This window comes from Streptomyces sp. NPDC002896, assembly GCF_040295225.1.
GTDB lineage: Bacteria > Actinomycetota > Actinomycetes > Streptomycetales > Streptomycetaceae > Streptomyces.
On the sequence record NZ_JBEOVA010000005.1, the window covers coordinates 16,121 to 41,224 of the forward strand.

Sequence of the window (25,104 nt, forward strand, 5' to 3'; positions counted from 1 at the left end):
CACGGCGGCTGTGGCGGAGCTGTGGAGCCGCTGGTCAGTGATGTACGGGGCTGGTGTGCTCGGCACCCGCCACGGCGCCCGCGACAACGCGGCTGGGCCGGTCGCTCCGGCGCTCGAGTGTGGCGGACAGGACGGCCAGGATGAGCGCTGCGGCCGCCAGTAGCGCGCCTACCCAGTTGGGTGCGGTATAGCCGAGGCCGGCGTCGATGACGAGACCACCGAGCCAAGCAGCCAGCGCGTTGCCGAGGTTGAAGGCGCCGATGTTCACCGCCGAGGCCAGGGTGGGCGCCCCATGCGCCTGGTCGAGGACGCGCTTCTGCAGCGGGGGCACGGTGGCGAAGCCCAGAGCGCCGACCAGAGCGATGGTGATGCCCGCAAGGACCTTGGTGTGGGCCGTGACGGTGAACAGGCCGAGGACGACCGCGAGCGCTCCCAGGGCCACGTACAGCATGGGCATCAGGGCGCGGTCGGCATACCGGCCGCCGACGAGGTTGCCGACGACCATGCCGAGACCGAACAGGACCAGCAACCAGGTGACGGAGCCGTCGGCGAAGCCGGCGACACGGGTCATCATCGGCGCGATGTAGGTGATGGCGGCGAAGACACCGCCGAAGCCGAGAACGGTCATCGCCATGGCGAGAAGCACCTGGACGTTGCGGAAGGCGGCCAGCTCGTCGCGTAGGTGGACGCCTTCGGGCTTCGGCATGTCCGGGACGAGCTTGGCGATGCCTGCCAGACCGATGACACCGAGGGCGGCGACGAGGGCGAAGGTGATCCGCCAGCCGAGGCTCTGGCCTATGAGGGTGCCGAGCGGGACACCGACGACATTGGCGACGGTGAGACCGGTGAACATCATGGCGATGGCGCCGGCCTTCCTCGCCGGGGCCACCAGTTCCGCGGCGACCACCGAGCCGATGCCGAAGAAAGCTCCGTGGGCAAGGGAGGCGACGACTCGGCCGGCGAGCATCACACCGAAGGCGGGAGCCAGGGCGGACAGCAGGTTCCCGGCGATGAAGAGGCCCATGAGCAGCATCAACATGCGCTTGCGGGCGATCCTGGTGCCCAGCACGGTCATGAGCGGGGCCCCGATCATGACGCCGAGGGCATAGCCGGTCACCAGAAAACCGGCCGTGGGGATGGACACTCCGAAGTCACCCGCAACCTCGGGCAGCAATCCCATGATCACGAATTCCGTGGTTCCGATGCCGAAGGCCCCGATGGCGAGGGCCACAAGCGCGAGAGGCATGGATGTACCTTCCCAGGTGATTGCAGGTGCGCTTAACGTGCGCCCACAATAGTTGCAGACGCGGGATATACGCAAACGCCGACTATTGCATCGGTGTCATATCCTTGGGTTCAGCCGCTCCGCGACGGAGGACCAAGAGCCATGACCGCTACCGACCCCGCACTCACTGCTCTCGCCCAGGGCTGGTGCGCACTGTCGCTGCTTCACGGAAAGATCGAGGCGCACATCGAACGCGCCCTTCAGGCCGAGCACGGCCTCAGCGTCAGGGAGTACTCACTGCTCAACACCCTCAGCCGTCAGCACGACGGCGAGGGCGGTCATCTGCAGATGAAGCAGGTCGCCGATGCTGTCGTGCTCAGCCAGAGCGCCACCACCCGACTGGTCACCCGGCTCGAGGACCGCGGCCTGCTCAAGCGCTACCTGTGCCCCACGGACCGACGCGGCATCTACACGGACGTCAGCGAAGCGGGAGCCCAGCTCCTCGTGGAAGCCCGTCCTACCAACGACGCCGCGCTCCGTGAAGCTCTCGATGAAGCCGCAAAGAACCCGGAACTGGCCCCGCTGGTCAGGGTCGTGGAGTCGGCGGGCATGTCCGGCAAACCCTCGGGTGGGACCGATGAACCATCGGATACCCCAGCCGAGCACGTGATCGTGCCGGTCTAGGGGCACGGACACTTCTAGACGGACACTTCTAGGCTGCCCTTTATGGAAGATCTCGAGATAAGGGCCGCCACCGTCTACGACATCCCGGCCATCGTGGCCATGCTGGCCGACGATCCCCTGGGTGCCCAGCGGGAGTCGCCGGATGATCTCCAGCCGTACGCGGCCGCGTTTGCGCGGCTGGCCGACGACCCGCACCAGCACCTGGTCGTCGCCGTGCGGAACGGCCGGGTGGTCGGAACTCTTCAGCTCACGATCATCCCGGGACTGTCCCGGCGAGGCTCCACCCGCTCGATCATCGAAGGCGTACGGATCCATGCCGAGGAACGCGGAAGCGGCCTCGGCAGCCGGCTCATCGAGTGGGCGATCGAGGAATCCAAGCGCCAGGACTGTCAGTTGGTGCAGCTGACCTCCGATGCCACCCGCACGGACGCCCACCGCTTCTATGAGCGGCTCGGCTTCACCGCCTCACACGTGGGCTTCAAACTTCAGCTCTGAAAGCGCAGGGACAGCCCGGACGCAGGAAAGCTGCCTGTTTCACGTGAAACAGGCAGCTTTCCGCGGTCTCCTCCCGCGGATCCGCTCACCGCGGACATCGGTTACTGAGGCAACGCGCGCCAGCCCTCCGGATCCACTCCGCCCGGCACCGCAGCCCCCTCCTCGTACGGCTCGCGCGTAAAGATGAACGACCCCAGGTCCAAGTGGCTCACGGATCCGTCCGGCCTCCGCGCGGCCTGCAGGACCTCTCCCGCGTAATAACCGTCCAGACCCGTCCAGGTCCCGTCCCCGTTCGCCCGGAACCGAGAACGTCGGCCCACCCCCGACAAGGGCCCGAGCTCAACATCCCCACCAGTTGTCAGTCGCAACACTGCGGCCTGTGTCCCCCAGTACCAGGGGCCGGCCAACTCCAGGACGGCAGTATCGACTTCGGCCAGCGGCCGCCACGGCTCGGGAATGCGCGGCTCGGCCTCCGCAACGATCCGTACGAGGTCACCGGCGACCGTCGTCACGAGCGGCCCTGATGTGGAGTTGGCCAGTACGACCGCCGCCAGGTCGTCGTCCACGCTGATGGAGAGGCCCGCAAGAAAGCCGGGCAGGGAGCCGGAGTGCCCCGCCAGCGTCCGTCCGTCCCTGTGCTGGATCTGCATGCCGAGGCCGTAGGCACGGCCGTCCGCCACCTCGGCGGCTTCGGGTGGAGCCGCGGGCGTACGCATCGCCAGAACGGAGTCCGCGCACAGTACCCGCTCATCGCCCTTGGCCAGAAAGACCGCGAAACGCGCCAGGTCCCCGGTGGTCGACCAGAGCTGCCCGGCCGGCGCCATGCGACCCAAGTCCTCCGCAGGCTCGGGCATCATCACATCAGCCCATGGATGCACCGCCCAGCCACCCGCATGTGGAGCCATGGGCTGACCGCTCGTCCGGCGCAGACCGAGCGGCTCGAGGACCTCTCGGCGCAGCACGTCCTCCCACGGTGCTCCCCGGACCTCCTCGACGAGTGAACCGAGCAGCGCATAGCCGGGGTTGGAGTAGTGATGGCGCCGGCCGGACGGGTGCCTGAAGGGCTGCTCGCCGAGTACATCCGAGAGCTCGGGCCTCAGGGAGCCAGGGGTGCGCTCCCACCAGGGGCCGGGCGTCTCGGCGGCCAACCCGCCTGTGTGCGCGAGCAGTTCGCGAACGGTTACATCCCCTGCGCCCGTGCCGGGCAGATGCTTCTCCAGGGGATCCCCGAGATCGAGCACACCCTCGTCACGCAACCGCATGACCAGCACGGCCGTGAACGTCTTGGTGATCGAACCGATGCGGTACTGGACGTTGTCGTCCGGGGCGTGCCCGTCCACGCAGGAGCGAGCCCCACTCCACACCATCCCGTCACCACGGACGACCGCTGCCACCAGCGAGGGCGTCCGCCCCTCAGCCTGAGCCGTGGCAATACGGTGCAGCAGCGCGCGACGCGTGGTCGGCAGAAGTTCTCCATGGAGTGTTGTCATGACCCCAAGTCCACCCCCACGGCCACGACACGTCGACCCATTTCCCGAGGAGCAACGCGGACATGCCGCTGGAGCGATCAGGGCTGATCAGGTCTGAGCCATATCCACGAACCGCGAATAGTGGCCCTGGAAGGCGACTGTGATCGTCGCCGTCGGGCCGTTACGGTGCTTCGCCACGATCAGATCGGCCTCGCCCGCCCGGGGCGACTCCTTCTCGTAGGCGTCCTCGCGGTGGAGCAGGATGACCATGTCGGCGTCCTGCTCGATGGAGCCGGACTCGCGCAGGTCCGAGACCATCGGCTTCTTGTCGGTGCGCTGTTCGGGACCGCGGTTCAGCTGGGAGAGCGCGATGACCGGGATCTCGAGCTCCTTGGCCAGCAGCTTGAGGTTTCGGGACATGTCCGAGACCTCCTGCTGGCGGCTCTCCGCTCGCTTCGAGCCCCCGGACTGCATCAGCTGCAGATAGTCGATGACGACGAGCTTCAGATCATTGCGCTGCTTGAGCCGGCGGCACTTGGCGCGGATCTCCATCATCGACAGGTTCGGCGAGTCGTCGATGTAGAGCGGCGCCGCCGACACATCCGGCATCCGGCGCGCCAGCCGCGTCCAGTCCTCGTCCGTCATCGTGCCCGACCGCATGTGGTGCAGTGCCACCCGCGCCTCCGCGGACAGCAGACGCATCGCGATCTCGTTCCGCCCCATTTCCAGGGAGAAGATCACGCTGGGCAGGTTGTGCTTGATGGAGGCGGCGCGGGCGAAGTCCAGAGCGAGCGTCGACTTTCCCATGGCGGGACGGGCGGCGATGACGATCATCTGACCCGGGTGCAGGCCGTTCGTCAGGGAGTCGAAGTCGGTGAAGCCCGTCGGCACACCGGTCATCTCGCCGCTGCGCGACCCGATCGCCTCGATCTCGTCGAGCGCGCCCTCCATGATGTCGCCGAGCGGCAGGTAGTCCTCACTGGTGCGCTGCTCGGTGACGGCATAGATCTCGGCCTGGGCGCTGTTGACGATCTCGTCGACGTCGCCGTCGGCCGCGTATCCCATCTGGGTGATGCGCGTGCCCGCCTCCACGAGGCGGCGCAGGACCGCCCGCTCGTGGACGATCTCCGCGTAGTACTCGGCGTTCGCAGCGGTCGGGACGGTCTGGACGAGGGAGTGGAGATACGGGGCGCCGCCGACCCGGGTGATCTCACCGCGCTTGGTGAGCTCCGCAGCCACCGTGATGGGGTCGGCCGGCTCGCCCTTCGCATACAGGTCGAGGATCGCCTGATAGATCGTCTCGTGCGCGGGCCGGTAGAAGTCGTGGCCCTTGAGCACCTCGATGACATCGGCGATGGCGTCCTTCGACAGCAACATGCCGCCGAGGACCGACTGTTCGGCGTCGAGATCCTGCGGCGGTACGCGTTCGAACGAGGAACCGCCGCCGTCCCAGGAGCCGCCCTCGCGGCCGCGGTCGTGCTGCTCGTCGCGGCTTCGGCCGGCCTCGCGGCGCGGGCGCGAGACAGGCAGACGGTCCCCTGGCCCGCTGTCGGCCCAGGGTTCGTCCAAGGGCTCGGAAATACTCACCGGGCCACCTCCTGCCGTGCTCCGCGCGGACATGCCGCGCCCCTCTTTCTACGGCACGGCACTGACAAAACGAGAGGCCCTCATCCGCTTCTGACGGGTCGGTGTCTGCGACGTTGACGAGGCCGCGGAACGGGTCGGGCGCCGGACCACCGTAGGCCCCTCGGCACCGTCAGCCAATCTGGTTATCCACAGGCGCTGTGGACGACGGCGCCGATGCTGTGGAGAACCTCGCCAAACCTGTGCACGACCCGGTGGACAGGACTGTGAACAAGCCCTCAACGCTACGAGAAAACAGCTCGTGACCTGCAACTTTCCCGTCCACCGGCTGTGCAGAAGAAAAACTTCCCCCATCGGCCCAAGAACTCTGCGGCCGGTGCATGACCGAGCGTCAAGCAGACCCCTAAGTAAGGGACACAATACCTTTGCGTCTCTTACCTGTGGACGATTACATTGGTGCCCATGACACAGGCTTCCGCGGCGACCAGGGTCGCCCGACGCCGGCACGACCGAGAGATCATCGCGCTGGCTGTCCCGGCCTTCGGTGCACTCGTCGCCGAGCCCCTCTTCGTGATGGCCGACAGCGCGATCGTCGGCCATCTCGGCACCGCCCAGCTGGCCGGTCTCGGCGTCGCATCGGCCCTCCTGATGACGGCCGTGAGCGTCTTCGTATTCCTCGCCTACGCCACCACGGCCGCCGTCGCCCGCAGGGTCGGCGCCGGAGATCTGCAGGCAGCCATCCGCCAAGGCATGGACGGCATCTGGCTGGCCCTGCTGCTCGGCGCCGCTGTCATCACCGTCGTCCTGCCCACGGCCCCGGCCCTCGTGGAAGTCTTCGGCGCCTCGGATACCGCGGCTCCCCACGCGACCACCTATCTGCGGATCTCGGCGCTCGGCATCCCGGCCATGCTCGTCGTGCTCGCCGCCACCGGCGTGCTGCGCGGACTGCAGGACACGCGGACACCGCTCTACGTGGCGATCGCGGGGTTCGTCGCCAACGCCGGCCTCAACGCGGGTCTCGTCTACGGTGCCGGGCTCGGCATTGCCGGTTCCGCATGGGGCACGGTCATCGCCCAGTGCGGGATGGCCGCTGCGTATCTCTTCGTCGTCGTCCGTGGCGCCAGGCGGCACGGTGCCTCTCTGAGGCCGGACGCCGCCGGTATACGAGCCTGTGCACAGGCCGGTGCGCCGCTGCTGGTCCGCACGCTCTCGCTGCGGGCCATTCTCATGATCGCCACCGCGGTGGCTGCCCGCCTCGGAGATGCCGACGTGGCCGCCCACCAGATCATTCTGTCGTTGTGGAGTCTGCTGGCCTTCGCGCTCGACGCGATCGCCATCGCGGGTCAGGCCATCATCGGACGCTACCTCGGGGCCGGAGACGCCCAGGGAGCACGTGAGGCCTGCCGCAGGATGGTGCAGTGGGGCATCGCCGCCGGGATCGTGCTCGGCTTCCTGGTGATCGTCGCCAGGCCGCTGTTCATCCCGCTCTTCACCGGTGACTCGGTCGTCCAGAACACGGCACTGCCCGCCCTCATCGTGGTGGCCGTGTCCCAGCCGATCTCGGGCATCGTCTTCATCCTCGACGGAGTGCTGATGGGCGCCGGGGACGGACCGTATCTGGCATGGGCCATGCTGGCCACCCTCGCGGTCTTCACTCCCGTGGCGCTGCTCGTACCCGTCTTCGGAGGGGGACTCACCGCGCTGTGGGGAGCCATGACGCTGATGATGACCGTGCGGATGCTGACCTTGTGGCTGCGCTCCCGCTCGGGGCGTTGGATCGTCACGGGCGCCACGCGCTGACACGGCGCGCCGCACACCGCGACCCGAGCCGAACGCGCCGTTTCACGTGAAACGCACGGAAACCGCAAGCTGCGGGCCCGCGCGAGAACGTGACGCAATAAGAAGGGCCGCACCCCTCGGGGTGCGGCCCTTCTCTCAGCTCTGCCGAGCGCACCGCTTACGCGGCGACAACCTCGATGTTGACCTTGGCGGCAACCTCGGGGTGCAGACGCACGGACGTCGCGTGGGCGCCCAGGGTCTTGATCGGCGCGCCCAGCTCGATGCGGCGCTTGTCGACCTCGGGGCCACCGGCGGCCTTGATCGCCGAGGCGATGTCGGCCGGGGTGACGGAGCCGAAGAGACGACCGGCGTCGCCGGAGCGGACGGCCAGGCGGACCTTCACGCCCTCGAGCCGGGCCTTGATCTCGTTGGCCTGCTCGATGGTCGCGATCTCGTGGATCTTGCGAGCACGACGGATCTGCTCGACGTCCTTCTCGCCGCCCTTGGTCCAGCGGATCGCGAAGTTCCGCGGGATCAGGTAGTTGCGAGCGTAACCGTCCTTGACGTCGACGACGTCGCCCGCGGCACCGAGGCCGGAGACCTCGTGGGTGAGGATGATCTTCATGTGTCGGTCACCCTTCCCTTATCGCGCGGTGGAGGTGTAGGGCAGCAGCGCCATCTCACGGCTGTTCTTCACGGCCGTGGCGACGTCACGCTGGTGCTGCGTGCAGTTGCCGGTCACGCGGCGGGCACGGATCTTGCCGCGGTCGGAAATGAACTTCCGCAGCATGTTCGTGTCCTTGTAGTCCACGTACGTGACCTTGTCCTTGCAAAAAGCGCAGACCTTCTTCTTCGGCTTGCGCACAGGCGGCTTCGCCATGGTGTTTCTCCTGTGTGATCAAGAAGTTTGGGTACGGCCCGCCCCCGGCCCGAAGGCCTAGAAGGGGGGCTCGTCCGAGTAGCCGCCGCCGGAGCCTCCGCCCCAGCTACCGCCGCCCTGCTGGCCGCCGCCGGCCGGCGCACCGGTCGCCCAGGGATCGTCGGCGGGAGCGCCGCCACCCTGCTGCTGACCGCCGCCGGGGCCACCGCCCCAGCCGCCGCCCTGCTGGCCGCCACCGCCGTAGCCACCCTGGCCGCCCTGGCCGCCTCGACCGGAGGTCTTGGTGACCTTGGCCGTGGCGTTGCGCAGGCTCGCGCCGACCTCGTCGACGTCGAGTTCGTAGACCGTGCGCTTGACGCCCTCACGGTCCTCGTAGGACCGCTGCTTCAGCCGGCCCTGCACGATGACGCGCATGCCTCGCTGGAGCGACTCGGCGACGTTCTCCGCCGCCTGACGCCAGACCGAGCAGGTCAGGAAGAGGCTCTCGCCGTCCTTCCACTCGTTCGTCTGGCGGTCGAAGGTGCGGGGAGTGGACGCGACACGGAACTTCGCGACGGCCGCACCGGAAGGGGTGAAGCGCAGCTCGGGGTCATCGACAAGATTGCCGATGACCGTGATGACGGTCTCGCCTGCCATGGGGGAACCTCTCGGCGGGTTTGCTGGCTGCTTACTGCTACTCGAATCCCGGTTACCGCTGAGCTAGGAAGCTCAGTGGGTCTCGGGACGGAGGACCTTGGTCCGGAGGACCGACTCGTTCAGGTTCATCTGGCGGTCGAGCTCCTTGACGACCACAGGCTCGGCCTGCAGGTCGATGACCGAGTAGATGCCCTCGGGCTTCTTCTTGATCTCGTACGCGAGACGACGACGGCCCCAGGTGTCGACCTTCTCGACCTTTCCGCCGCCGTCACGGACGACAGAGAGGAAGTTCTCGATCAGCGGGGAGACAGCGCGCTCCTCGAGATCGGGGTCGAGGATGACCATCACCTCGTAGTGACGCATGTGGAACCCACCTCCTTTGGACTCAGCGGCCACGGTCGTTCCGTGGCAGGAGGGTTGTGATGCGTACGCAACGGTATCGGCCACCACTGACAACGCCCCCGACAGATCACCGACAGATCACTGCCGCGCGGGCGCCGCTCGTGGAGTTCCCGGCCATGATTTGGGCAGGGCTGGGCAGACACCGGTGCAGAGGGTACAGACTACCCGCACACCGGCTTCCGGTTGAAATCCGGCGGTGGAGCCCGGCAATCTGTACACATCGGGTGTGTATGGCGCTACGATGCGCCGCCTTCCGCAGGAGGTGCCCCTATGGCACAGGCAGTACGACCCAACTCCGCGACCTCCCTCTTCGCCACGGACGGCAAGCCTCATCCTCGCCAGGACGCCCTGGCCGCCGTGACGCTGGTCCTCGGCGCGATCGCCTTCATCACGGCGATGTTCCACAGCCTCCATCTGATCAGCTCGTGGGCCGGGCTGGTGGGGATCATCACGGGCGCCTACGGCCAGTTCATCTCGGAGACGACGCGCGAGCGCTTCGGTCTCATCCTGGGCCTGGGTGCCTCGGGGATCGGGTTCTTCCTGGGCATGGCCCACGGAGGCCTGTTCGGTGGCGTTTTCGGCTGAGTGCGGCCTCTCGGCTGCGGCCGGTCAAAACTGAATCCAATCGGCAGCCGATCTCGATCGGTGCCCGACTGAGACCGATCGGTTTCTCTCCTGATCTCGAACGGTCTCCGGCTGAGCCCGATCGAGTTCTCGGGCTGAGAGCCGATTGACGGTCCGACACACCCCGGTCGAGTGCCTGGCCGGGGCCAAGTCCCGTACGCCCAGACAGGGCGCTCGAACGGCGCAGTAGGCTTCGGCGCGAGAGCCGGAGCCCCTGTACCCATGGGGACACACCAGCCCGAGGAGCGCCCCGAATGAGCCTGACCCTGAGGACCATCAGCCGAGAGCAGCATCTGGCGTACATCCAGAGCCTGCCCGCGGCGAGCCACATGCAGGTCCCGGCGTGGGCCGATGTCAAGGCGGAGTGGCGGTCCGAGAACCTGGGCTGGTTCGACGAGCGTACGGGTGAGCTCGTGGGCGCCGGCCTCGTCCTGTACCGGCAGCTGCCCAAGATCAAGCGCTATCTGGCGTATCTGCCCGAGGGCCCGGTCATCAACTGGTTCGCGCCGAACCTCGACGACTGGCTGCAGCCGATGCTGGCGCACCTCAAGCAGCAGGGCGCGTTCTCGGTGAAGATGGGCCCGCCGGTGATCATCCGGCGCTGGGAGGCCACGTCCATCAAGAAGGGCATCCAGGACCCGGACGTGAAGCGCCTGCGCGACATCGAGGCGGACCACATCGAGCCGCGTGCCTTCGAGGTCGCGGACCGGCTGCGCCGTATGGGCTGGCAGCAGGGCGAGGACGGCGGCGCGGGCTTCGGCGACGTGCAGCCCCGCTATGTCTTCCAGGTGCCGCTGGCGGGCCGTTCCCTCGAGGACGTCCACAAGGGCTTCAACCAGCTGTGGCGCCGCAATATCAAGAAGGCCGAGAAGGCCGGCGTTGAGGTGGTCCAGGGCGGTTACCAGGACCTCGCCGAATGGCAGCGCCTGTACGAGATCACGGCCGTGCGCGACCACTTCCGGCCGCGTCCGCTGTCGTACTTCCAGCGCATGTGGACGGCCCTCAACACCGAGGACCCCAACCGCATGCGGCTGTACTTCGCCCGGCACAACGGCGTGAACCTGTCCGCGGCGACGATGCTGGTCGTCGGCGGCCACGTCTGGTACTCCTACGGCGCCTCGGACAACATCGGCCGAGAGTTCCGGCCCTCGAACGCGATGCAGTGGCGGATGCTGCGCGATGCCTACGCTCTGGGCGCCACCGTCTACGACCTGCGCGGTATCAGCGACTCGCTGGACGAGTCCGACCACCTCTTCGGCCTGATCCAGTTCAAGGTGGGCACGGGCGGGCAGGCCGCCGAATACCTCGGCGAGTGGGACTTCCCGCTCAACAAGCTGCTCCACAAGGCGCTCGACCTCTATATGTCGCGCCGCTGACCTCTCACGGTTTCCCCCTCGTTCTCCTGACTCACCCCAGCTCATACCCTGATACACCGCAATCACGAGAAAGGTCCGGGGACCGGCCATGGCGCTCACGCTCTACGTCGACACCGCGCGCTGGCGGGCGCACCACAAGCACGTGCACGAGCAGTTCCCGGGGCTGGTCCCCGTCTGCAAGGGCAACGGCTACGGCTTCGGTCATGAACGGCTGGCCGAGGAGGCCACGCGCTTCGGCTCCGACATGCTCGCCGTCGGCACCACCTACGAAGCCGCGCGGATCAAGGACTGGTTCAGCGGTGACCTGCTGGTACTGACGCCGTTCCGCCGGGGCGAGGAGCCCGTACCGCTGCCCGACCGTGTCGTCCGCTCGGTCTCCTCGATCGACGGGGTGCACGGTCTGGTCGGCGCCCGCGTCGTCATAGAGGTCATGTCCTCGATGAAGCGGCACGGCGTGAGCGAGCAGGACCTGCCCCAGCTGCATGCTGCCATCGAGGACGTACGCCTCGAAGGGTTCGCGATCCATCTGCCGCTGGACCGCACCGACGGCTCGGACGCCGTCGAGGAGGTCATAGGCTGGATGGACCGCCTGCGCGCGGCCCGGCTGCCGCTGCACACGATGTTCGTCAGCCATCTCAAGGCCGATGAACTCGCGCGTCTGCAGCAGCAGTTCCCGCAGACCCGGTTCCGCGCACGCATCGGCACCCGGCTGTGGCTGGGCGACCACGAGGCAACCGAGTACCGCGGCGCCGTCCTCGACGTCACGCGCGTCGCCAAGGGCGACCGTTTCGGGTACCGGCAGCAGAAGGCCGCCTCCGACGGCTATCTGGTCGTGGTGGCGGGTGGTACGTCGCACGGTGTGGGCCTTGAGGCCCCGAAGGCGCTGCACGGCGTCATGCCGCGCGCCAAGGGCGTGGCCCGCGCGGGTCTCGCCACCGTCAACCGCAATCTTTCGCCCTTCGTGTGGGCGGGCAAGCAGCGCTGGTTCGCGGAGCCGCCGCACATGCAGGTGTCGATCCTGTTCGTGCCGTCGGATGCGCCGGAACCCAAGGTGGGCGAGGAGCTGGTGGCTCATCTGCGGCATACGACGACGCAGTTCGACCGGCTCGTCGACCGGTAGGGACCGCCCCGTACACAGGGCCTCACGCAGCACCTCACTGAGCCGGAAGGGCCTGTCCCTTCCGGCTCAGTTGTGCGCTCGTCCGAAGCCGTTCACTCGTGGGTGACGATCGGCGGGATCCCGTCCGCCTCCCTGCCCCACTGGACGTAGTGACCTTCGGAATGCGCGGCATGTCGTGGCGGATGAGCCGCATAGCCGAGCACGAAGACGTCCTTGGCCCCGTCCAGAACACCGCCCGAGGGATCGTCGTCGCCGGACCGCCGCACCACGTCGCGCTCGGGCATGAGGATGTCGCGGACGATGACGGCACACAGATACAGCGTCCCCAGCAGGTGGGCGGCGATGGCCAGGTGATAGCCGTCCTGCGGCAGTCCCTTGTGGGCGTCGCCACTGGTCGTGTAGGCGAGGTACATCCAGATGCCCAGGTAGTACGCGACCTCGCAGGCCTGCCAGATGAGGAAGTCCCGCCAGCGCGGGCGGGCCAGGGCGGCGAGCGGGATGAGCCACAGCACGTACTGCGGTGAGTAGACCTTGTTGGTGAGGATGAAGGCGGCCACCACCAGGAAGGCGAGCTGGGCGAAGCGCGGGCGGCGCGGCGCGGTCAGTGTGAGGGCACCGATGCCCGCACAGGCCAGGATCATGAGCACCATGGCGAGCGTGTTGACCGAGTCGGTGCTCAGCGGGCTGTCCGACCGCTGGGAGAGGATCAGCCAGAAGGACCCGAAGTCGACGCCTCGCTCCTGGCTGAACGTGTAGAACTTCGACCAGCCTTCCGTGGCGAGGATCATCACCGGAAGATTCACGACGAGCCAGGCGCCCGCCGCACCGAGCACGGCGGTCCCGTACTCACGCCACTTGCCGGCGCGCCAGCACAGGACGAGCAGCGGGCCCAGCAGCAGAACGGGGTAGAGCTTGGCGGCCGTGGCCAGTCCGAGCAGCACGCCGAAGGCCAGCGCTCGGCCCCGCGACCACATGAGCATCGCGGCGGCAGTGAGCGCCACAGCGAGCAGATCCCAGTTGATGGTGGCCGTCAGGGCGAGGGCGGGTGCCAGCGCGACGAGGAGGCCATCCCAGGGGCGGCGCCGGTGGGTGCGAGCCGCGCATACGGCGATGACCGCGGCGCACACCATCAGCATCCCGGCGTTGACGAACCAGTAGATCTGCTCCTGGCGCTGGATGGTTCCGCTGCCGGGGGTCAGCCAGGCCGCGACCTCCATGAAGACGCCGGTCAGCACGGGGTACTCGAGGTACTCCATGTCGCCGGAGAGCTTGTCGAAGTACGGCACGAGGCCGTCTGCGAAGCCGCGTCCCTGGTAGAGGTGCGGAATGTCGGAGTAGCAGGCGTGCGTGTACTGCGAGCCGGCTCCGTAGAACCAGGCGCCGTCGTAGCACGGCAGTTTCTGCACCATGCCGAGCGCGAACATGCCGATCATGACGAGCGCGATGACGCGCACGGGAGTCCACCAGCTGGTCCCGGTCAACGCCCGTCGTCCGAGGGGGCCGCCGATCAGCTCACTGCCGGCCGCGGCGACCTCGTCTTCCCTGGTCGGCCGCACCGGTTCCGGCTCGTGCACGCTCGAGCGCGCCGTGTCTGCACTGGGCATGCCGCACATACTGCCGTACGCGCCTGAGAATGCGGCGAGGGCCGCCACACCGGTCAGGTGCGGCGGCCCTCGTTTCACGTGAAACACGCACGGTCAGGGCGAGGCGCGCTACCCCGCCGGGCCTCCGAAGAAGCCTCCATTGCCGTTGCCATTGCCGTTGCCATTGCCGCCGCTGTCCGAACTGGTTGTTGGCGACGGTGACGCACTTCCGGTGCTTCCACCGGTCGTCCCACCGTCCGTTGTTCCGCCGTTGTTGGTGCACGACAGATCCCACGGGCTGCAGGTATTGCCGTTGCCGTTCGTCTTCGACGGGCTTGCAGTGGGTGCGGACATCGAGGGGGTCGGCGTCGCGCTCGCGCTGGGGTCCGTGGTGGGAGAGGCGCTGGCGGTCGGGGAGGGGCTGGCGCCAATGATCTCGCCGATCTTCTCGGCCTCCGGGAAGGGCTCGTGTGGGGAGTTCTTGAGGGCCTCCGCCATGTAGTCCTTCCAGACCTGGGCCGGGATGTCACCACCGTGGATGGACGCCACACCGCCGGTGCCGTTCATGGACAGCAGCTTGCCCTTGTCCGGCTCGGTCCTGAACAGGGTGACGGACGTGGACAGCTCCCTGGTGTATCCGACAAACCACGCCGACTTGTTCTTGTCGGTTGTACCCGTCTTGCCGGCCACCGGGAACCCTATGTCCGCGACCTTCTTACCGGTGCCGTTCTGGACCACGTTCTCCAGGACGTTGGTCACGTTGTCGGCGACGTCGGCGTCCAGGGCCTGCTTCTGCTTCGGGGGCTCGAACCCTTCCTTCGGCTCACCGTTCTTGATCACCTTGGTTACCGAGTACGGCTCGTAGTGCTTGCCCGAGGCCGCGAAGGTCGCATACGCGTCCGCCATGCGGATGGCGCTGGGGGTCGACGTACCGAGCGAGAAGGACACGTTGCGGAGGTTCGCTTTGTCGAAAGACTCCGGCAGGATGCCGATGTCCTTTGCGACCTCCCGCGTCTTGGAAAGGCCCACGTCGACACCCAGCTGGGCGAAGGGTGAGTTGATCGACTGCTCCATGGCCTTCTTGAGGGTCACCATGCCCCAGTTCGTGGTGCCCTCGTTCTTCTGACGGAACGGCTTGCCGTTGGATCCCATGATCGGATCACCGTTCTGATCCTTGATCACGAGGAGATCGTTGCCGTTGTACCGGGCCATCGGCGAGAGAGGCTTCCCGTCGGTCTGGTAAGTCCCGTCCTTCATCGCGGCGGCCAGCACGATCGGCTTCCAGGTCGAGCCGACCGGCACACCCGTCGTGTTGGCGTTGTTGGAGTAGTGGCCCTTGTCGTAGCCCTCTCCGCCGTACAGCGCGACGATTGCGCCGCTCGTCGGATCGACCGATGCCGCACCGAACTGGACGTACTTGTCCTTGGCTCGATTGGGCTTGAGGAAGCTCTTCCGCGTCTTCTTGACGGCTGCCTCGAGCTCCTCGACCCTCTTCTTGTCGAAGGTGGTGTAGATGCGGTAGCCGCCCCGGTCCAGTTCCTCGGTCGACAGTCCGAGCTTCTTCGCGACGTACTCCTTGGCGATGTCGACGAGATAGCCGGTCTGTCCGGACAGTGACGAGGTCCGCTTCTTGAGCTCGGGGAAGCTGCCGACGGAGTCGCGCTCGGACTTCGTCATGTTCCCCAACTCGACCTCACGGTCCAGGATCCAGTTCCACCGCTCCTCGGCACGCTGTTTGTTGGCCTCGGGCGTGGCGTTCGCCCCGACACCCCCGTCGGGGTTGTACAGGTTCGGCCCCTTGAGCACGGCCGCGAGGAAGACGCACTGCTCGGTGTTGAGGTCCTTGGCGTCCTTGCCGAAGTAGGCCTGGGCCGCCGCCTGGATCCCATAGGAGTCACGGCCGTAGTAGGCAGTGTTCAGGTAGCCCGCAAGGATCTCGTCCTTGGTCATCTTGGAGCCCACCTTGATGGAGATGAAGAGCTCCTTGAACTTCCGCGTGACGGTCTGGTCCTGGCTTAGGTAGGTGTTCTTCACGAACTGCTGCGTGATGGTCGAACCACCCTGCGTGTCCCCGCCCTTGGCCATGTTGAACAGGGCACGGGCGATACCCATCGGATCGACGCCCTTGTCCTTGCGGAAGGAGGCGTTCTCGGCGGAGATCACCGCTTCCTGCATGTCCTTGGGAATGTCCTCGATCTCCACGTTCTGCCGGTTCGTGTCACCGGTGGCGGCCATCTGGGTCTTGTCGGACCAGTAGAAGACGTTGTTCTCGGCCGTGGCCGCCGCGTTCTCCTCGCTCGGGATCCCCACCATGGCGTACCCGATCCCGGCCGCGACCAGCAGACCGCCGAAGAAAGAGACGAACAGCCCCGTCACCAGCCGCCACGACGGCACCCAGCGCGCCGCGCCGTACTTCCCCGCGCGCGGATAGTCGATGAACCGCTTCTTCGCCGGTACGGCGCGGCCCCTGCCGCGCCCGGGAGGCCCGCCCGGTCCGCCGGGACCGCCTCGTCGGCCTCCACCACCGCGGCCCGCCCCGTCGGGGGCCGCTCTGCGGCGGCCACCGCCGGCGGCCCGCTGTGCCGCACGGCGGGCTTCGGCGCGGCCTCCGTACGGACGTTCCTCGCCTCCGGTATCCCCGGAGCCGTATCCATCGGAGGGAGATCCGGTGGCGCCTCGCGGTGCTGCGCGGCGGCCGGATGACGGGCCGGGCTGGCCGCGTCGGGCCGCGGCACGTCCGCCGCCCTGTGGCTGCGGCGGTTTGCGACGGTGCTCGCTCATCGAACGACTACTCCTCGGGCAGGCGCTCTCGCGCCTGGAAACGGCGGCTGGTTTCCGGTTCCCCCCGACATACGGACGAGGCCATGACAGCACTCACCCGCACTACACCAAGGACTGAGGACGTCTACTGGCGTCACTTGGTTCCCGGTGGACTGCATGGCGCACAGACTACGCACCGCCAAAACCCACCTAGGCCGAAGTTCATCCCAAATCAGGCAACTTGCTTCCCGCGAATCGGTGATGTGACGCCGCTCACCATGACCCCACTTGTCGCAGCCGGAGGGCCGTTCTATCGTCGTGATGTATCGAGTCGATACATCAGCTCGGCATAAAGACCCGTGCCCGCGCACCGATGCAGTCAGGAGGCGACGATGAGCCGGCGTTCCGGCATCCTCGAGTTCGCCGTACTCGGCCTGCTTCGCGAGTCGCCCATGCACGGCTATGAGCTGCGCAAACGGCTCAACACGTCGCTGGGGGTGTTCCGCGCCTTCAGCTACGGGTCGCTCTATCCCTGCCTTAAGACTCTGGTTGCCAACGGATGGTTGATCGAGGAGCCGGGCAGTACCCCCGAGGACGTCCTCGCCGCTCCCCTGGCAGGGCGCCGCGCCAAGATCGTCTACCGGTTGACGGCGAAAGGTAAGGAGCACTTCGAGGAACTGCTCTCGCAGACGGGCCCCGATGCGTACGAGGACGAGCACTTCGCTGCCCGCTTCGCGTTCTTCGGGCAGACGTCGCGGGACGTGCGCATGCGCGTACTCGAAGGCCGCCGAAGCCGGCTGGAAGAGCGTCTGGAGAAGATGCGCGCCTCCCTGGCCCGCACCAGGGAGCGCCTGGACGACTACACGCTTGAGCTCCAGCGCCACGGGATGGAGTCCGTGGAGCGCGAAGTGCGCTGGCTGAACGAGCTCATCGAGAGCGAGCGAGCGGGGCGGGACCAGCGACGGTCCACCGACGCCTCCTCCCCCTCGGGGGACGCGGCTCGACACGACACATCAGGGACGTCGGGCGGCCTGCCCCGGCACCGGGACACCACCGGGCCGGATCCGTCCGACGGCACCGCCACATGAGGCCGGCATCTCCGCAGGCCTCATCCGGAACACCGAGAACACACAGGGAGCAACCGGAATGGGTTCGGTTCGCGTAGCCGTCGTCGGCGTGGGCAACTGCGCCGCGTCGCTGGTACAGGGCGTTGAGTACTACAAGGACGCCGACCCGGACAGCAAGGTCCCGGGTCTGATGCACGTCCAGTTCGGCGATTACCACGTGCGGGACATCGAGTTCGTCGCCGCCTTCGACGTGGACGCCAAGAAGGTGGGTCTGGACCTCGCCGACGCCATCGGCGCCAGCGAGAACAACACCATCAAGATCTGCGACGTGCCGAACTCCGGCGTGACCGTCCAGCGCGGCCACACCCTGGACGGCCTCGGCAAGTACTACCGCGAGACCATCGAGGAGTCCTCCGAGGCCCCGGTCGACGTCGTCCAGATCCTCAAGGACAAGCAGGTCGACGTCCTCGTCTGCTACCTGCCGGTCGGTTCCGAGGACGCGGCGAAGTTCTACGCCCAGTGCGCCATCGACGCCAAGGTCGCCTTCGTCAACGCCCTTCCGGTCTTCATCGCCGGTACCAAGGAGTGGGCGGACAAGTTCACCGAGGCGGGCGTGCCGATCGTCGGTGACGACATCAAGTCGCAGGTCGGCGCCACCATCACGCACCGCGTCATGGCGAAGCTGTTCGAGGACCGGGGCGTCGTCCTGGACCGCACGATGCAGCTGAACGTCGGCGGCAACATGGACTTCAAGAACATGCTCGAGCGCGACCGCCTCGAGTCGAAGAAGATCTCCAAGACGCAGGCCGTCACCTCGCAGATCCCCGACCGGGACCTCGGCGAGAAGAACGTCCACATCGGCCCGTCGGACTACGTGGCCTGGCTCGACGACCGCAAGTGGGCGTACGTCCGCCTCGAGGGCCGTGCCTTCGGCGACGTCCCGCTGAACCTCGAGTACAAGCTCGAGGTGTGGGACTCCCCGAACTCCGCGGGTGTCATCATCGACGCCCTGCGCGCCGCGAAGATCGCCAAGGACCGCGGCATCGGCGGCCCCATCCTCTCCGCGTCCTCGTACTTCATGAAGTCCCCGCCGGTCCAGTACTTCGACGACCAGGCCCGCGAGAACGTCGAGAAGTTCATCAAGGGCGAGGTCGAGCGCTAAGCACGACCAAGCACTGGCGAGACCGGCGCTGCGCGTCGAGGCTCGTCCGTCGTACGACCATCGAGGGTCCCCGGGCAATTGGCCCAGGGACCCTCGACGTATGTGAGGCTGTGCCCATGGCTGTGGTGCGTGACCTGCGCGTACTCCTGCGCTTCAGGAACTTCCGGCGACTGCTCGCCGTTCGGCTGCTGTCACAGGGTGCCGACGGCGTGTACCAGGTCGCGCTCGCCACATATGTCGTCTTCTCGCCGGAGAAGCAGACATCCCCGGCGGCGATCGCCTCAGCCATGGCGGTGCTGCTCCTGCCGTACTCGCTCGTCGGCCCCTTCGCCGGCGTGCTGCTGGACCGCTGGCAGCGTCGCCAGGTCTTCCTCTACGGAAATCTGCTGCGGGCGTTCCTGGCCGCTGTGACGGCCGTGCTGATGGTGAGCAGCGTTCCGGAGTGGCTCTTCTACGCTTCCGCCCTGTGCGTCACCGCCGTCAACCGCTTTGTCCTGGCGGGGCTTTCGGCCGCGCTGCCGCGCGTCGTCGACGCCGACCGCCTGGTGATGGCCAACTCCCTCTCGCCCACGGCCGGGACGCTCGCCGCGACCGCGGGCGGTGGCCTCGCCTTCGGTGTGCGTCTGGCGGTCTCGGACTCCGACGCGGCGGTCGTGCTGTCCGGGGCGGCGCTCTACATGTGCGCTGCGCTTGCATCCCTGCGGATCGCGCGTGAATTGCTCGGCCCGGATCTGGAGTTGGTGCAGCCGCGACTGTGGCCGGCGGTGGCAGGCACAGCACGGGGGCTGGCGGCTGGGGTACGGCATCTGGTCAAACGGCCGGTGGCTGCACGCGCCCTGGCGGCGATGACGCTGATGCGGTTCTGCTACGGCGCGCTGACCGTCATGGTGCTGATGCTGTGCCGGTATGCGTGGTCGTCTGGTGGGGCCAATGAGGCTGATGGGGCTGGCGGCGGTTCCGGCGGGGCGCAAGACGGGCTGGCGCTGCTGGGTCTCGCTGTCTTGATCTCGGGGGTCGGGTTCTTCGCGGCGGCCGTGGTGACGCCTTATGCGGCCGGGCGGTTGGGCCCGGGCGGCTGGATCACCGCGTGCGCGGGTGCCGCTGCGGTGCTGGAGCCCGCGCTCGCGCTGCCGTTCGCTCCCGCTCCCATGATGGTCGCGGCGTTCGTGCTGGGTCTGACGACCCAGGGCGCGAAGATCGCCACGGACACGCTTGTGCAGTCCTCGGTCGACGACGGCTTCCGAGGCCGCATCTTCTCCTTGTACGACGTGCTGTTCAACGTCGCGTTCGTCGGAGCGGCAGGAGTAGCCGCTCTGATGCTGCCTCCTGACGGACGGTCTGTTCCGCTCGTGGTGACCGTGGCCGTGATCTACGCGGCAATTGCTGCTGTTATGGCCCGCTTTGAGCGCCAGTAAGTGTCACATCAATGCCACAGTGCCTCTCTGGACTTCAGAGTTGTCAGTGGGGCCCGGTAGCTTACGTGCGTCTTATCGACGCCCGCACGGGCGTCTTTTACGCGCCAGTGTGCGCCTAGTTCGAGGGGGACCCCCAAGTGACCACTCCGCCGCCCCAGGGCCAGAACCCGTTCGCTCAGGGTCAGCAGCAGCCCTATGGCCAGCCCCAGGGCGGGAACCCTTACGCCCAGCAGGCCGCGCCGGGCCAGCCGGGGGTTCCGCAGCAGCCCAGCCCGTACATCGGCGCACCCGCTCCGGCGCCGCAGCCGCCGCGTCGCAGCATCAAGCAGTACTTCCGGATCGCCGGCTTCGTCGTCGCCGCCCTCGTGGTCGCCGGCGGCTGGTGGGCCAGCCGGGACGACGCGCAGGCGGCCGCCGTGGGCGACTGCATGCACCGCGGCAGCACCAACGACAACAACCCGGACCTCGAGGTCGTCGAGTGCAGCGACGCCAAGGCCCAGTACAAGGTGCTGGCCAAGATCGACGGCTCTTTCACCAGCCTGACGGCAGACAAGAAGTGCTCGGATGAGGCCCCCGACTTCCAGTACGCGTACACGGAGACCGGCGACGGCAACAACTTCCTGCTCTGCCTGAAGGACAAGTAGGGCTCGTTCCGCGTATAGACCTGCTATCGCGCGAGGGGCGGTGTTTCACGTGAAACACCGCCCCCCCGCGCGTCGCTGGGACCGGGACGCTCGGGGTCATGTTTCACGTGAAACATGACCCCGAGCGCATGCCCGCTTCCCCTCAGCCCTGCGGCTGCGTCGCCCACCACTCCTTGAGTGCCGACACCGCCGCGTCGTACTCCATCGGCCCGTTCTCCAGCCGCAGCTCCAGCAGGAACTTGTACGCCTGGCCGACCACCGGGCCGGGGCCGACGCCCAGGATCTCCATGATCTGGTTGCCGTCGAGGTCCGGCCTGATCGCGTCCAGCTCCTCCTGCTCCTGCAGCTGGGCGATGCGCTCCTCCAAGCCGTCGTAGGCACGCGACAGGGCGCCCGCCTTGCGCTTGTTGCGCGTCGTGCAGTCGGAGCGGGTCAACTTGTGCAGCCGGTCCAGCATGGGACCGGCGTCGCGTACGTAACGCCGTACCGCGGAGTCCGTCCATTCACCGGTGCCGTATCCGTGGAAGCGCAGGTGCAGCTCGACCAGACGCGAGACGTCCTTCACGAGCTCGTTGGAGTACTTGAGCGCGGCCATGCGCTTCTTGGTCATCTTGGCGCCCACCACCTCGTGGTGGTGGAAGGAGACCCGGCCGTCCTTCTCGAAGCGACGGGTCCTGGGCTTGCCGATGTCGTGCAGCAGGGCGGCGAGCCTGAGCGTCAGGTCGGGACCGCTCTCCTCCAGCGCCATCGCCTGCTCCAGCACGATGAGCGTGTGCTCGTACACATCCTTGTGCCGGTGGTGCTCGTCACGCTCCAGTCGCAGCGCCGGGAGTTCGGGCAGCACGTGATCAGCCAGACCCGTGTCCACGAGGAGTGCCAGCCCCTTGCGGGGATACGCGGAGAGGATCAGCTTGTTGAGTTCGTCCCTTACCCGCTCGGCCGAGACGATCTCGATGCGCTCAGCCATCGCCTTCATCGCGGCGACCACCTCGGGCGCGACCTCGAAGTCGAGCTGCGCGGCAAATCGCACCGCGCGCATGATCCGCAGCGGGTCGTCGGAGAAGGACTCCTCCGGTGTGCTCGGGGTGCGCAGCACACGCTCGGCGAGATCCTGCAGACCCCCGTGCGGGTCGATGAAGTCCTTCTGCGGCAGTGCCACGGCCATCGCGTTGACGGTGAAGTCGCGCCGGACGAGATCGTCCTCGATGGAGTCTCCGTAGGAGACCTCGGGCTTGCGTGAGGTCCGGTCGTAGGCCTCCGAGCGGTAGGTCGTCACCTCGATCTGGAAGTTCTGATCGGTGTCTCCGACGTGGGCGCTCTTCTGGCAGCCCACCGTGCCGAAGGCGATCCCGACGTCCCATACGGCGTCCGCCCACGGCCGTACGATCTTCAGTACGTCCTCGGGACGGGCGTCCGTCGTGAAGTCCAGGTCATTGCCGAGCCGGCCCAGCAGTGCATCCCTGACCGAGCCCCCGACCAGGGCGAGAGTGAACCCGGCCTCCTGGAACCGACGGGCAAGATCGTCTGCGACAGGTGACACCCGCAACAGTTCGCTGACCGCGCGGCGCTGCACCTGACTCAGGGCACTGGAGTTGTCTTCGTTGGCGTTCGGCACAACAGAAAAGGGTACGTGCCCCGGACGGCCGCAGGCGCACTCCTTTTTGCCTCCACTGACATGAGGTACCCGGCCTGCGGCTCTCGGTGAGCACCGGTAGTCTGCCCGGTCCCGGTCGTCCGATCTTGCGGAGCGCTCCGCGGCACTTCACCGGAGCGCACATCGTTACCATGCGGGGACGCACATTCCGACGACCACTGACGATGACGAGGACGGACGAGCGCGTGGCCGAGGTGGCAGACTTCCCGGGGACAAGTCCCTCACCTGCCCGCCGCTGGCTGCGGCGTGCAGGGGCCATGCTCGTCGCGGTGCCGCTCCTGGCGGGTCTCGTCCAGCTGCCCCAGGCGCCTGCTTCTCACGCCGCCACGAAGGCCTCCGTGGCCGAGGCCACCGGTTCGCGCACCGTCGATGTCTCCGTGAACTCGCTCACTCCCACCGCCCCGGGCGAGGACGACACGCTCACCGTCTCGGGCACGGTCACCAACAGCAGTAAGCAGACGGTGACCGCCGCCGAGGTCGCCCTGCGGGTGGGACCTCTCCTGAACAGCCGTAGCGCGATCGACAACGCCGAACAGCGCACCGGCTACCTCCCGGGAGCGGACGGCAACCAGATCAGCGACAAGTACGCCACGGAGTTCGCCAAGCTGGCGCCCGGCATCCCGCAGAACTTCAGCATCTCGGTCCCCGTCAAGGACCTGGACCTCGGTGCCGACGGTGTCTACCAGCTCTCCGTCGCGCTGACGGGACAGACCGCGGCTCAGCCCTGGCAGCAGGTGCTCGGCGTGCAGCGGACCTTCCTGCCGTGGCAGCCCGGCGAGACGGACACCAAGACGAAGACGACCTATCTGTGGCCGTTGATCTCGTCCACGCACGTCACCGCGGAGACCGGCTCGGACGAGCAGCAGACGCCGGTCTTCGAGGACGACAGCCTGGCAGAGGAGATCTCCCCGGGCGGCCGCCTGGAGCGGATGGTCGCTCTCGGCGCCGACCTGGACATCACCTGGGTCATCGACCCGGATCTGCTGGCCTCCGTCGACGCCATGACCAGGAGCTACCGGATCCGGACAGCCGACGGCACCACCGCCGGCAAGAACCAGGCGGTCGCCAAGCAGTGGCTCGACGATCTCGAGAAGGCGGTGGCGGACAAGAAGGTCGTCGCGCTGCCCTTCGCCGACCCCGACCTGGCCTCGCTCGCGCACAACGGCAAGAACGTCTCGGGCTCCCTGAGCCACCTCCAGGACGCCACAGACGTGGCCGCCAGCACCGTGGAGACGGTGCTCCACGTGGAACCGAGCACGGACTTCGCCTGGCCCGTGGAGGGAGCGGTCGACCCGTCCATCGTCGAGGTGGCCACCTCAGCGGGCGCCGACATGGTGATCGCCCGCAGCGACAGCCTGCAGGAGACCGGCGGGCTGACGTACACGCCCAGCGCGGCGCGGCCGATCGGCGGCGGCACCACGGCCGTGGTCGCCGACGCCCGCCTGTCCACCGCCTTCGAGGGCGACATGACGAACGCGGAGAAGTCCACGCTCGCCGTGCAGGAGTTCCTCGCGCAGAACCTGATGATCACGCTGCAGGACCCGCAGAAGCAGCGCAGCATCGTCGTCGCCCCGCAGCGCATGCCGTCCGCGAGCCAGGCGCAGACCATGGCCACGGCACTGACCGCCCTCGGTGAGAGTCGCTGGTCCGAGGCCCAGGATCTGTCCGAGGCCGTGAAGGCGAAGCCCGACCCGAACGCCACGACCCGCGTCCCCTCCGCCAAGCAGTACCCGTCGGCGCTGCGCAAGCAGGAACTGCCGCAGTCCGCCTTCGAGGAGATCCGGAAGACGCAGGACGCGCTCGACAGCTTCACGGTGATCCTCACCGACTCGTCCCGCGTGGTCACCCCCTTCGGCCGCGCCATCGACCGGCAGATGTCGACGTCCTGGAGAGGGCGCGCGGCCGAGGCTCAGCAGTTCCGGGACGGCGTGCAGTCGTATCTCGAGGGCCTCACCCAGCGGGTGAAGCTGATCGACAAGTCCCCGGCGAAGCTCTCGGGCCGTAGTGCGACGATCCCGGTGACGGTGCAGAACAACCTCGTGCAGGGCGTCGACCGTCTGTGGCTGCGCCTCACCTCGACGAAGCCCAAGCGCCTCCAGATCGGCGACGGCAACTATGAGGAGCAGCCGGTCAAGGTAGCGGGCGGGCACATCCAGACGGTGAAGTTCACCACAACGACCAACGCCAATGGCCCCGTCCCGGTGATCGCCCAGCTGTATACGGAGGACGGGCAGCCGTACGGCCCCGAGGTGCGCTTCGATCTGGAGGTCACCGAGGTCCCGCCCTCCGTGATGCTGGTCATCGCCGGCGGTCTGCTGCTGCTCGTGCTCGCGGGCTTCCGGATGTACACGCAGCGCAAGCGCGCGGCCGCCCTGCGGGCGGACACTCCGGAGGCCGGCTCCGAGCAGGAGTCCGGCACGGAGAGCGGGTCCGGGGATCCCGGGCAGCCGAGTGACCCGACACCGGACACCGCACCGGAAAGCACCGACCCGTCCGGCACGGGTGAGAGAGTGGACCGTTGAGCGATGTCGTGGCCCGTGGGCCC

General features: G+C 67.6%; 21 protein-coding genes. 11 read left to right on the forward strand and 10 right to left on the reverse strand.

Annotated features, from left to right (window positions below; genetic code table 11):
* Window positions 1-34 precede the first annotated feature (34 nt).
* Window positions 35-1,246 carry an MFS transporter gene (locus ABT009_RS09550; protein WP_351291390.1) on the reverse strand — a complete coding sequence of 404 codons (1,212 nt, stop codon included), beginning with the start codon at window positions 1,244-1,246 and terminating at the stop codon, window positions 35-37.
* A 141-nt stretch (window positions 1,247-1,387) separates the two neighbouring features.
* Here ABT009_RS09550 and ABT009_RS09555 point away from each other — a divergent pair, with 141 nt between their 5' ends.
* Entirely contained in the window at window positions 1,388-1,909 is a 522-nt protein-coding gene (locus ABT009_RS09555; RefSeq protein ID WP_351291392.1) for a MarR family winged helix-turn-helix transcriptional regulator, read from the forward strand.
* A gap of 42 nt (window positions 1,910-1,951) precedes the next feature.
* Entirely contained in the window at window positions 1,952-2,404 is a 453-nt protein-coding gene (locus ABT009_RS09560) for a GNAT family N-acetyltransferase (RefSeq protein ID WP_351291394.1), read from the forward strand.
* A gap of 101 nt (window positions 2,405-2,505) precedes the next feature.
* Here ABT009_RS09560 and ABT009_RS09565 read toward each other — a convergent pair whose 3' ends face one another.
* Window positions 2,506-3,894 carry a serine hydrolase domain-containing protein gene (locus ABT009_RS09565; protein ID WP_351291396.1) on the reverse strand — a complete coding sequence of 463 codons (1,389 nt, stop codon included), beginning with the start codon at window positions 3,892-3,894 and terminating at the stop codon, window positions 2,506-2,508.
* 87 nt (window positions 3,895-3,981) lie between these two features.
* On the reverse strand, window positions 3,982-5,460 hold the full coding sequence (gene dnaB, locus ABT009_RS09570) for a replicative DNA helicase (RefSeq protein WP_351291398.1): 1,479 nt from the start codon (window positions 5,458-5,460) through the stop codon (window positions 3,982-3,984).
* Window positions 5,461-5,919: 459 nt separating this feature from the next.
* Here dnaB and ABT009_RS09575 point away from each other — a divergent pair, with 459 nt between their 5' ends.
* Window positions 5,920-7,257 (forward strand): MATE family efflux transporter, encoded by a 1,338-nt coding sequence (locus ABT009_RS09575; protein WP_351291400.1) that lies wholly within the window; start codon window positions 5,920-5,922, stop codon window positions 7,255-7,257.
* A 157-nt stretch (window positions 7,258-7,414) separates the two neighbouring features.
* Here the strand turns inward: ABT009_RS09575 and rplI are convergent, their stop codons facing one another.
* The 4 genes from rplI to rpsF all read right to left on the reverse strand — a co-directional run bounded on the left by rplI (window position 7,415) and on the right by rpsF (window position 9,115).
* The gene (rplI, locus tag ABT009_RS09580) at window positions 7,415-7,861 is read right to left on the reverse strand and encodes a 50S ribosomal protein L9 (protein WP_351291402.1); all 447 of its coding nucleotides are present in this window, start codon (window positions 7,859-7,861) and stop codon (window positions 7,415-7,417) included.
* Window positions 7,862-7,879: 18 nt separating this feature from the next.
* A complete protein-coding gene (gene rpsR, locus ABT009_RS09585; RefSeq protein ID WP_003949403.1) occupies window positions 7,880-8,116 on the reverse strand; it encodes a 30S ribosomal protein S18 in 237 nt (78 codons plus the stop codon).
* Window positions 8,117-8,173: 57 nt separating this feature from the next.
* Entirely contained in the window at window positions 8,174-8,752 is a 579-nt protein-coding gene (locus tag ABT009_RS09590; protein WP_351291404.1) for a single-stranded DNA-binding protein, read from the reverse strand.
* Window positions 8,753-8,824: 72 nt separating this feature from the next.
* A complete protein-coding gene (rpsF, locus tag ABT009_RS09595; protein WP_351221260.1) occupies window positions 8,825-9,115 on the reverse strand; it encodes a 30S ribosomal protein S6 in 291 nt (96 codons plus the stop codon).
* 309 nt (window positions 9,116-9,424) lie between these two features.
* Here rpsF and ABT009_RS09600 point away from each other — a divergent pair, with 309 nt between their 5' ends.
* From ABT009_RS09600 to ABT009_RS09610, 3 genes are all read left to right on the forward strand, one after another.
* Window positions 9,425-9,739 carry a hypothetical protein gene (locus tag ABT009_RS09600; RefSeq protein ID WP_351291406.1) on the forward strand — a complete coding sequence of 105 codons (315 nt, stop codon included), beginning with the start codon at window positions 9,425-9,427 and terminating at the stop codon, window positions 9,737-9,739.
* Window positions 9,740-10,032: 293 nt separating this feature from the next.
* Entirely contained in the window at window positions 10,033-11,154 is a 1,122-nt protein-coding gene (gene femX, locus ABT009_RS09605; protein WP_351291408.1) for a peptidoglycan bridge formation glycyltransferase FemX, read from the forward strand.
* An 88-nt stretch (window positions 11,155-11,242) separates the two neighbouring features.
* Window positions 11,243-12,274, forward strand: coding sequence for an alanine racemase (locus ABT009_RS09610; RefSeq protein ID WP_351291410.1), 1,032 nt, complete (start codon window positions 11,243-11,245; stop codon window positions 12,272-12,274).
* Between the two features lie 92 nt (window positions 12,275-12,366).
* Here ABT009_RS09610 and ABT009_RS09615 read toward each other — a convergent pair whose 3' ends face one another.
* Together ABT009_RS09615 and ABT009_RS09620 are read right to left on the reverse strand one after the other, a co-directional pair.
* Window positions 12,367-13,878 (reverse strand): glycosyltransferase family 87 protein, encoded by a 1,512-nt coding sequence (locus ABT009_RS09615; protein ID WP_351291411.1) that lies wholly within the window; start codon window positions 13,876-13,878, stop codon window positions 12,367-12,369.
* Window positions 13,879-13,986: 108 nt separating this feature from the next.
* Window positions 13,987-16,638, reverse strand: a complete 2,652-nt coding sequence (locus tag ABT009_RS09620) for a transglycosylase domain-containing protein (RefSeq protein ID WP_351291413.1) — start codon at window positions 16,636-16,638, stop codon at window positions 13,987-13,989.
* A 371-nt stretch (window positions 16,639-17,009) separates the two neighbouring features.
* Here ABT009_RS09620 and ABT009_RS09625 point away from each other — a divergent pair, with 371 nt between their 5' ends.
* The 4 genes from ABT009_RS09625 to ABT009_RS09640 all read left to right on the forward strand — a co-directional run bounded on the left by ABT009_RS09625 (window position 17,010) and on the right by ABT009_RS09640 (window position 20,905).
* The gene (locus ABT009_RS09625) at window positions 17,010-17,705 is read left to right on the forward strand and encodes a PadR family transcriptional regulator (protein WP_351291415.1); all 696 of its coding nucleotides are present in this window, start codon (window positions 17,010-17,012) and stop codon (window positions 17,703-17,705) included.
* Between the two features lie 58 nt (window positions 17,706-17,763).
* Window positions 17,764-18,846, forward strand: coding sequence for an inositol-3-phosphate synthase (locus tag ABT009_RS09630; RefSeq protein WP_351291417.1), 1,083 nt, complete (start codon window positions 17,764-17,766; stop codon window positions 18,844-18,846).
* 116 nt (window positions 18,847-18,962) lie between these two features.
* Window positions 18,963-20,261: an MFS transporter gene (locus ABT009_RS09635; protein WP_351291419.1), complete on the forward strand. Its 1,299-nt coding sequence runs from the start codon at window positions 18,963-18,965 to the stop codon at window positions 20,259-20,261.
* A 137-nt stretch (window positions 20,262-20,398) separates the two neighbouring features.
* Complete coding sequence (locus tag ABT009_RS09640) at window positions 20,399-20,905, forward strand: LppU/SCO3897 family protein (RefSeq protein WP_351291421.1); 507 nt, start codon at window positions 20,399-20,401, stop codon at window positions 20,903-20,905.
* Window positions 20,906-21,047: 142 nt separating this feature from the next.
* Here ABT009_RS09640 and ABT009_RS09645 read toward each other — a convergent pair whose 3' ends face one another.
* Window positions 21,048-22,520, reverse strand: a complete 1,473-nt coding sequence (locus ABT009_RS09645) for a CCA tRNA nucleotidyltransferase (protein ID WP_351291423.1) — start codon at window positions 22,518-22,520, stop codon at window positions 21,048-21,050.
* A 224-nt stretch (window positions 22,521-22,744) separates the two neighbouring features.
* Here ABT009_RS09645 and ABT009_RS09650 point away from each other — a divergent pair, with 224 nt between their 5' ends.
* The gene (locus ABT009_RS09650) at window positions 22,745-25,081 is read left to right on the forward strand and encodes a DUF6049 family protein (protein ID WP_351292155.1); all 2,337 of its coding nucleotides are present in this window, start codon (window positions 22,745-22,747) and stop codon (window positions 25,079-25,081) included.
* The last annotated feature ends 23 nt before the right edge of the window (window positions 25,082-25,104 follow it).

Bases quoted from the DNA above. Each gene is read 5' to 3' on its own strand.
- femX (WP_351291408.1), top strand. From the start codon at position 10,033: ATGAGCCTGACCCTGAGGACCATCAGCCGAGAGCAGCATCTGGCGTAC.
- ABT009_RS09565 (WP_351291396.1), bottom strand. From the start codon at position 3,894: ATGACAACACTCCATGGAGAACTTCTGCCGACCACGCGTCGCGCGCTG.
- ABT009_RS09555 (WP_351291392.1), top strand. From the start codon at position 1,388: ATGACCGCTACCGACCCCGCACTCACTGCTCTCGCCCAGGGCTGGTGC.
- ABT009_RS09615 (WP_351291411.1), bottom strand. From the start codon at position 13,878: ATGCCCAGTGCAGACACGGCGCGCTCGAGCGTGCACGAGCCGGAACCG.
- ABT009_RS09550 (WP_351291390.1), bottom strand. From the start codon at position 1,246: ATGCCTCTCGCGCTTGTGGCCCTCGCCATCGGGGCCTTCGGCATCGGA.
- rpsF (WP_351221260.1), bottom strand. From the start codon at position 9,115: ATGCGTCACTACGAGGTGATGGTCATCCTCGACCCCGATCTCGAGGAG.
- ABT009_RS09630 (WP_351291417.1), top strand. From the start codon at position 17,764: ATGGGTTCGGTTCGCGTAGCCGTCGTCGGCGTGGGCAACTGCGCCGCG.
- ABT009_RS09625 (WP_351291415.1), top strand. From the start codon at position 17,010: ATGAGCCGGCGTTCCGGCATCCTCGAGTTCGCCGTACTCGGCCTGCTT.
- rpsR (WP_003949403.1), bottom strand. From the start codon at position 8,116: ATGGCGAAGCCGCCTGTGCGCAAGCCGAAGAAGAAGGTCTGCGCTTTT.
- ABT009_RS09600 (WP_351291406.1), top strand. From the start codon at position 9,425: ATGGCACAGGCAGTACGACCCAACTCCGCGACCTCCCTCTTCGCCACG.
- ABT009_RS09575 (WP_351291400.1), top strand. From the start codon at position 5,920: ATGACACAGGCTTCCGCGGCGACCAGGGTCGCCCGACGCCGGCACGAC.
- ABT009_RS09610 (WP_351291410.1), top strand. From the start codon at position 11,243: ATGGCGCTCACGCTCTACGTCGACACCGCGCGCTGGCGGGCGCACCAC.
- ABT009_RS09590 (WP_351291404.1), bottom strand. From the start codon at position 8,752: ATGGCAGGCGAGACCGTCATCACGGTCATCGGCAATCTTGTCGATGAC.
- rplI (WP_351291402.1), bottom strand. From the start codon at position 7,861: ATGAAGATCATCCTCACCCACGAGGTCTCCGGCCTCGGTGCCGCGGGC.
- ABT009_RS09635 (WP_351291419.1), top strand. From the start codon at position 18,963: ATGGCTGTGGTGCGTGACCTGCGCGTACTCCTGCGCTTCAGGAACTTC.
- ABT009_RS09560 (WP_351291394.1), top strand. From the start codon at position 1,952: ATGGAAGATCTCGAGATAAGGGCCGCCACCGTCTACGACATCCCGGCC.
- ABT009_RS09620 (WP_351291413.1), bottom strand. From the start codon at position 16,638: ATGAGCGAGCACCGTCGCAAACCGCCGCAGCCACAGGGCGGCGGACGT.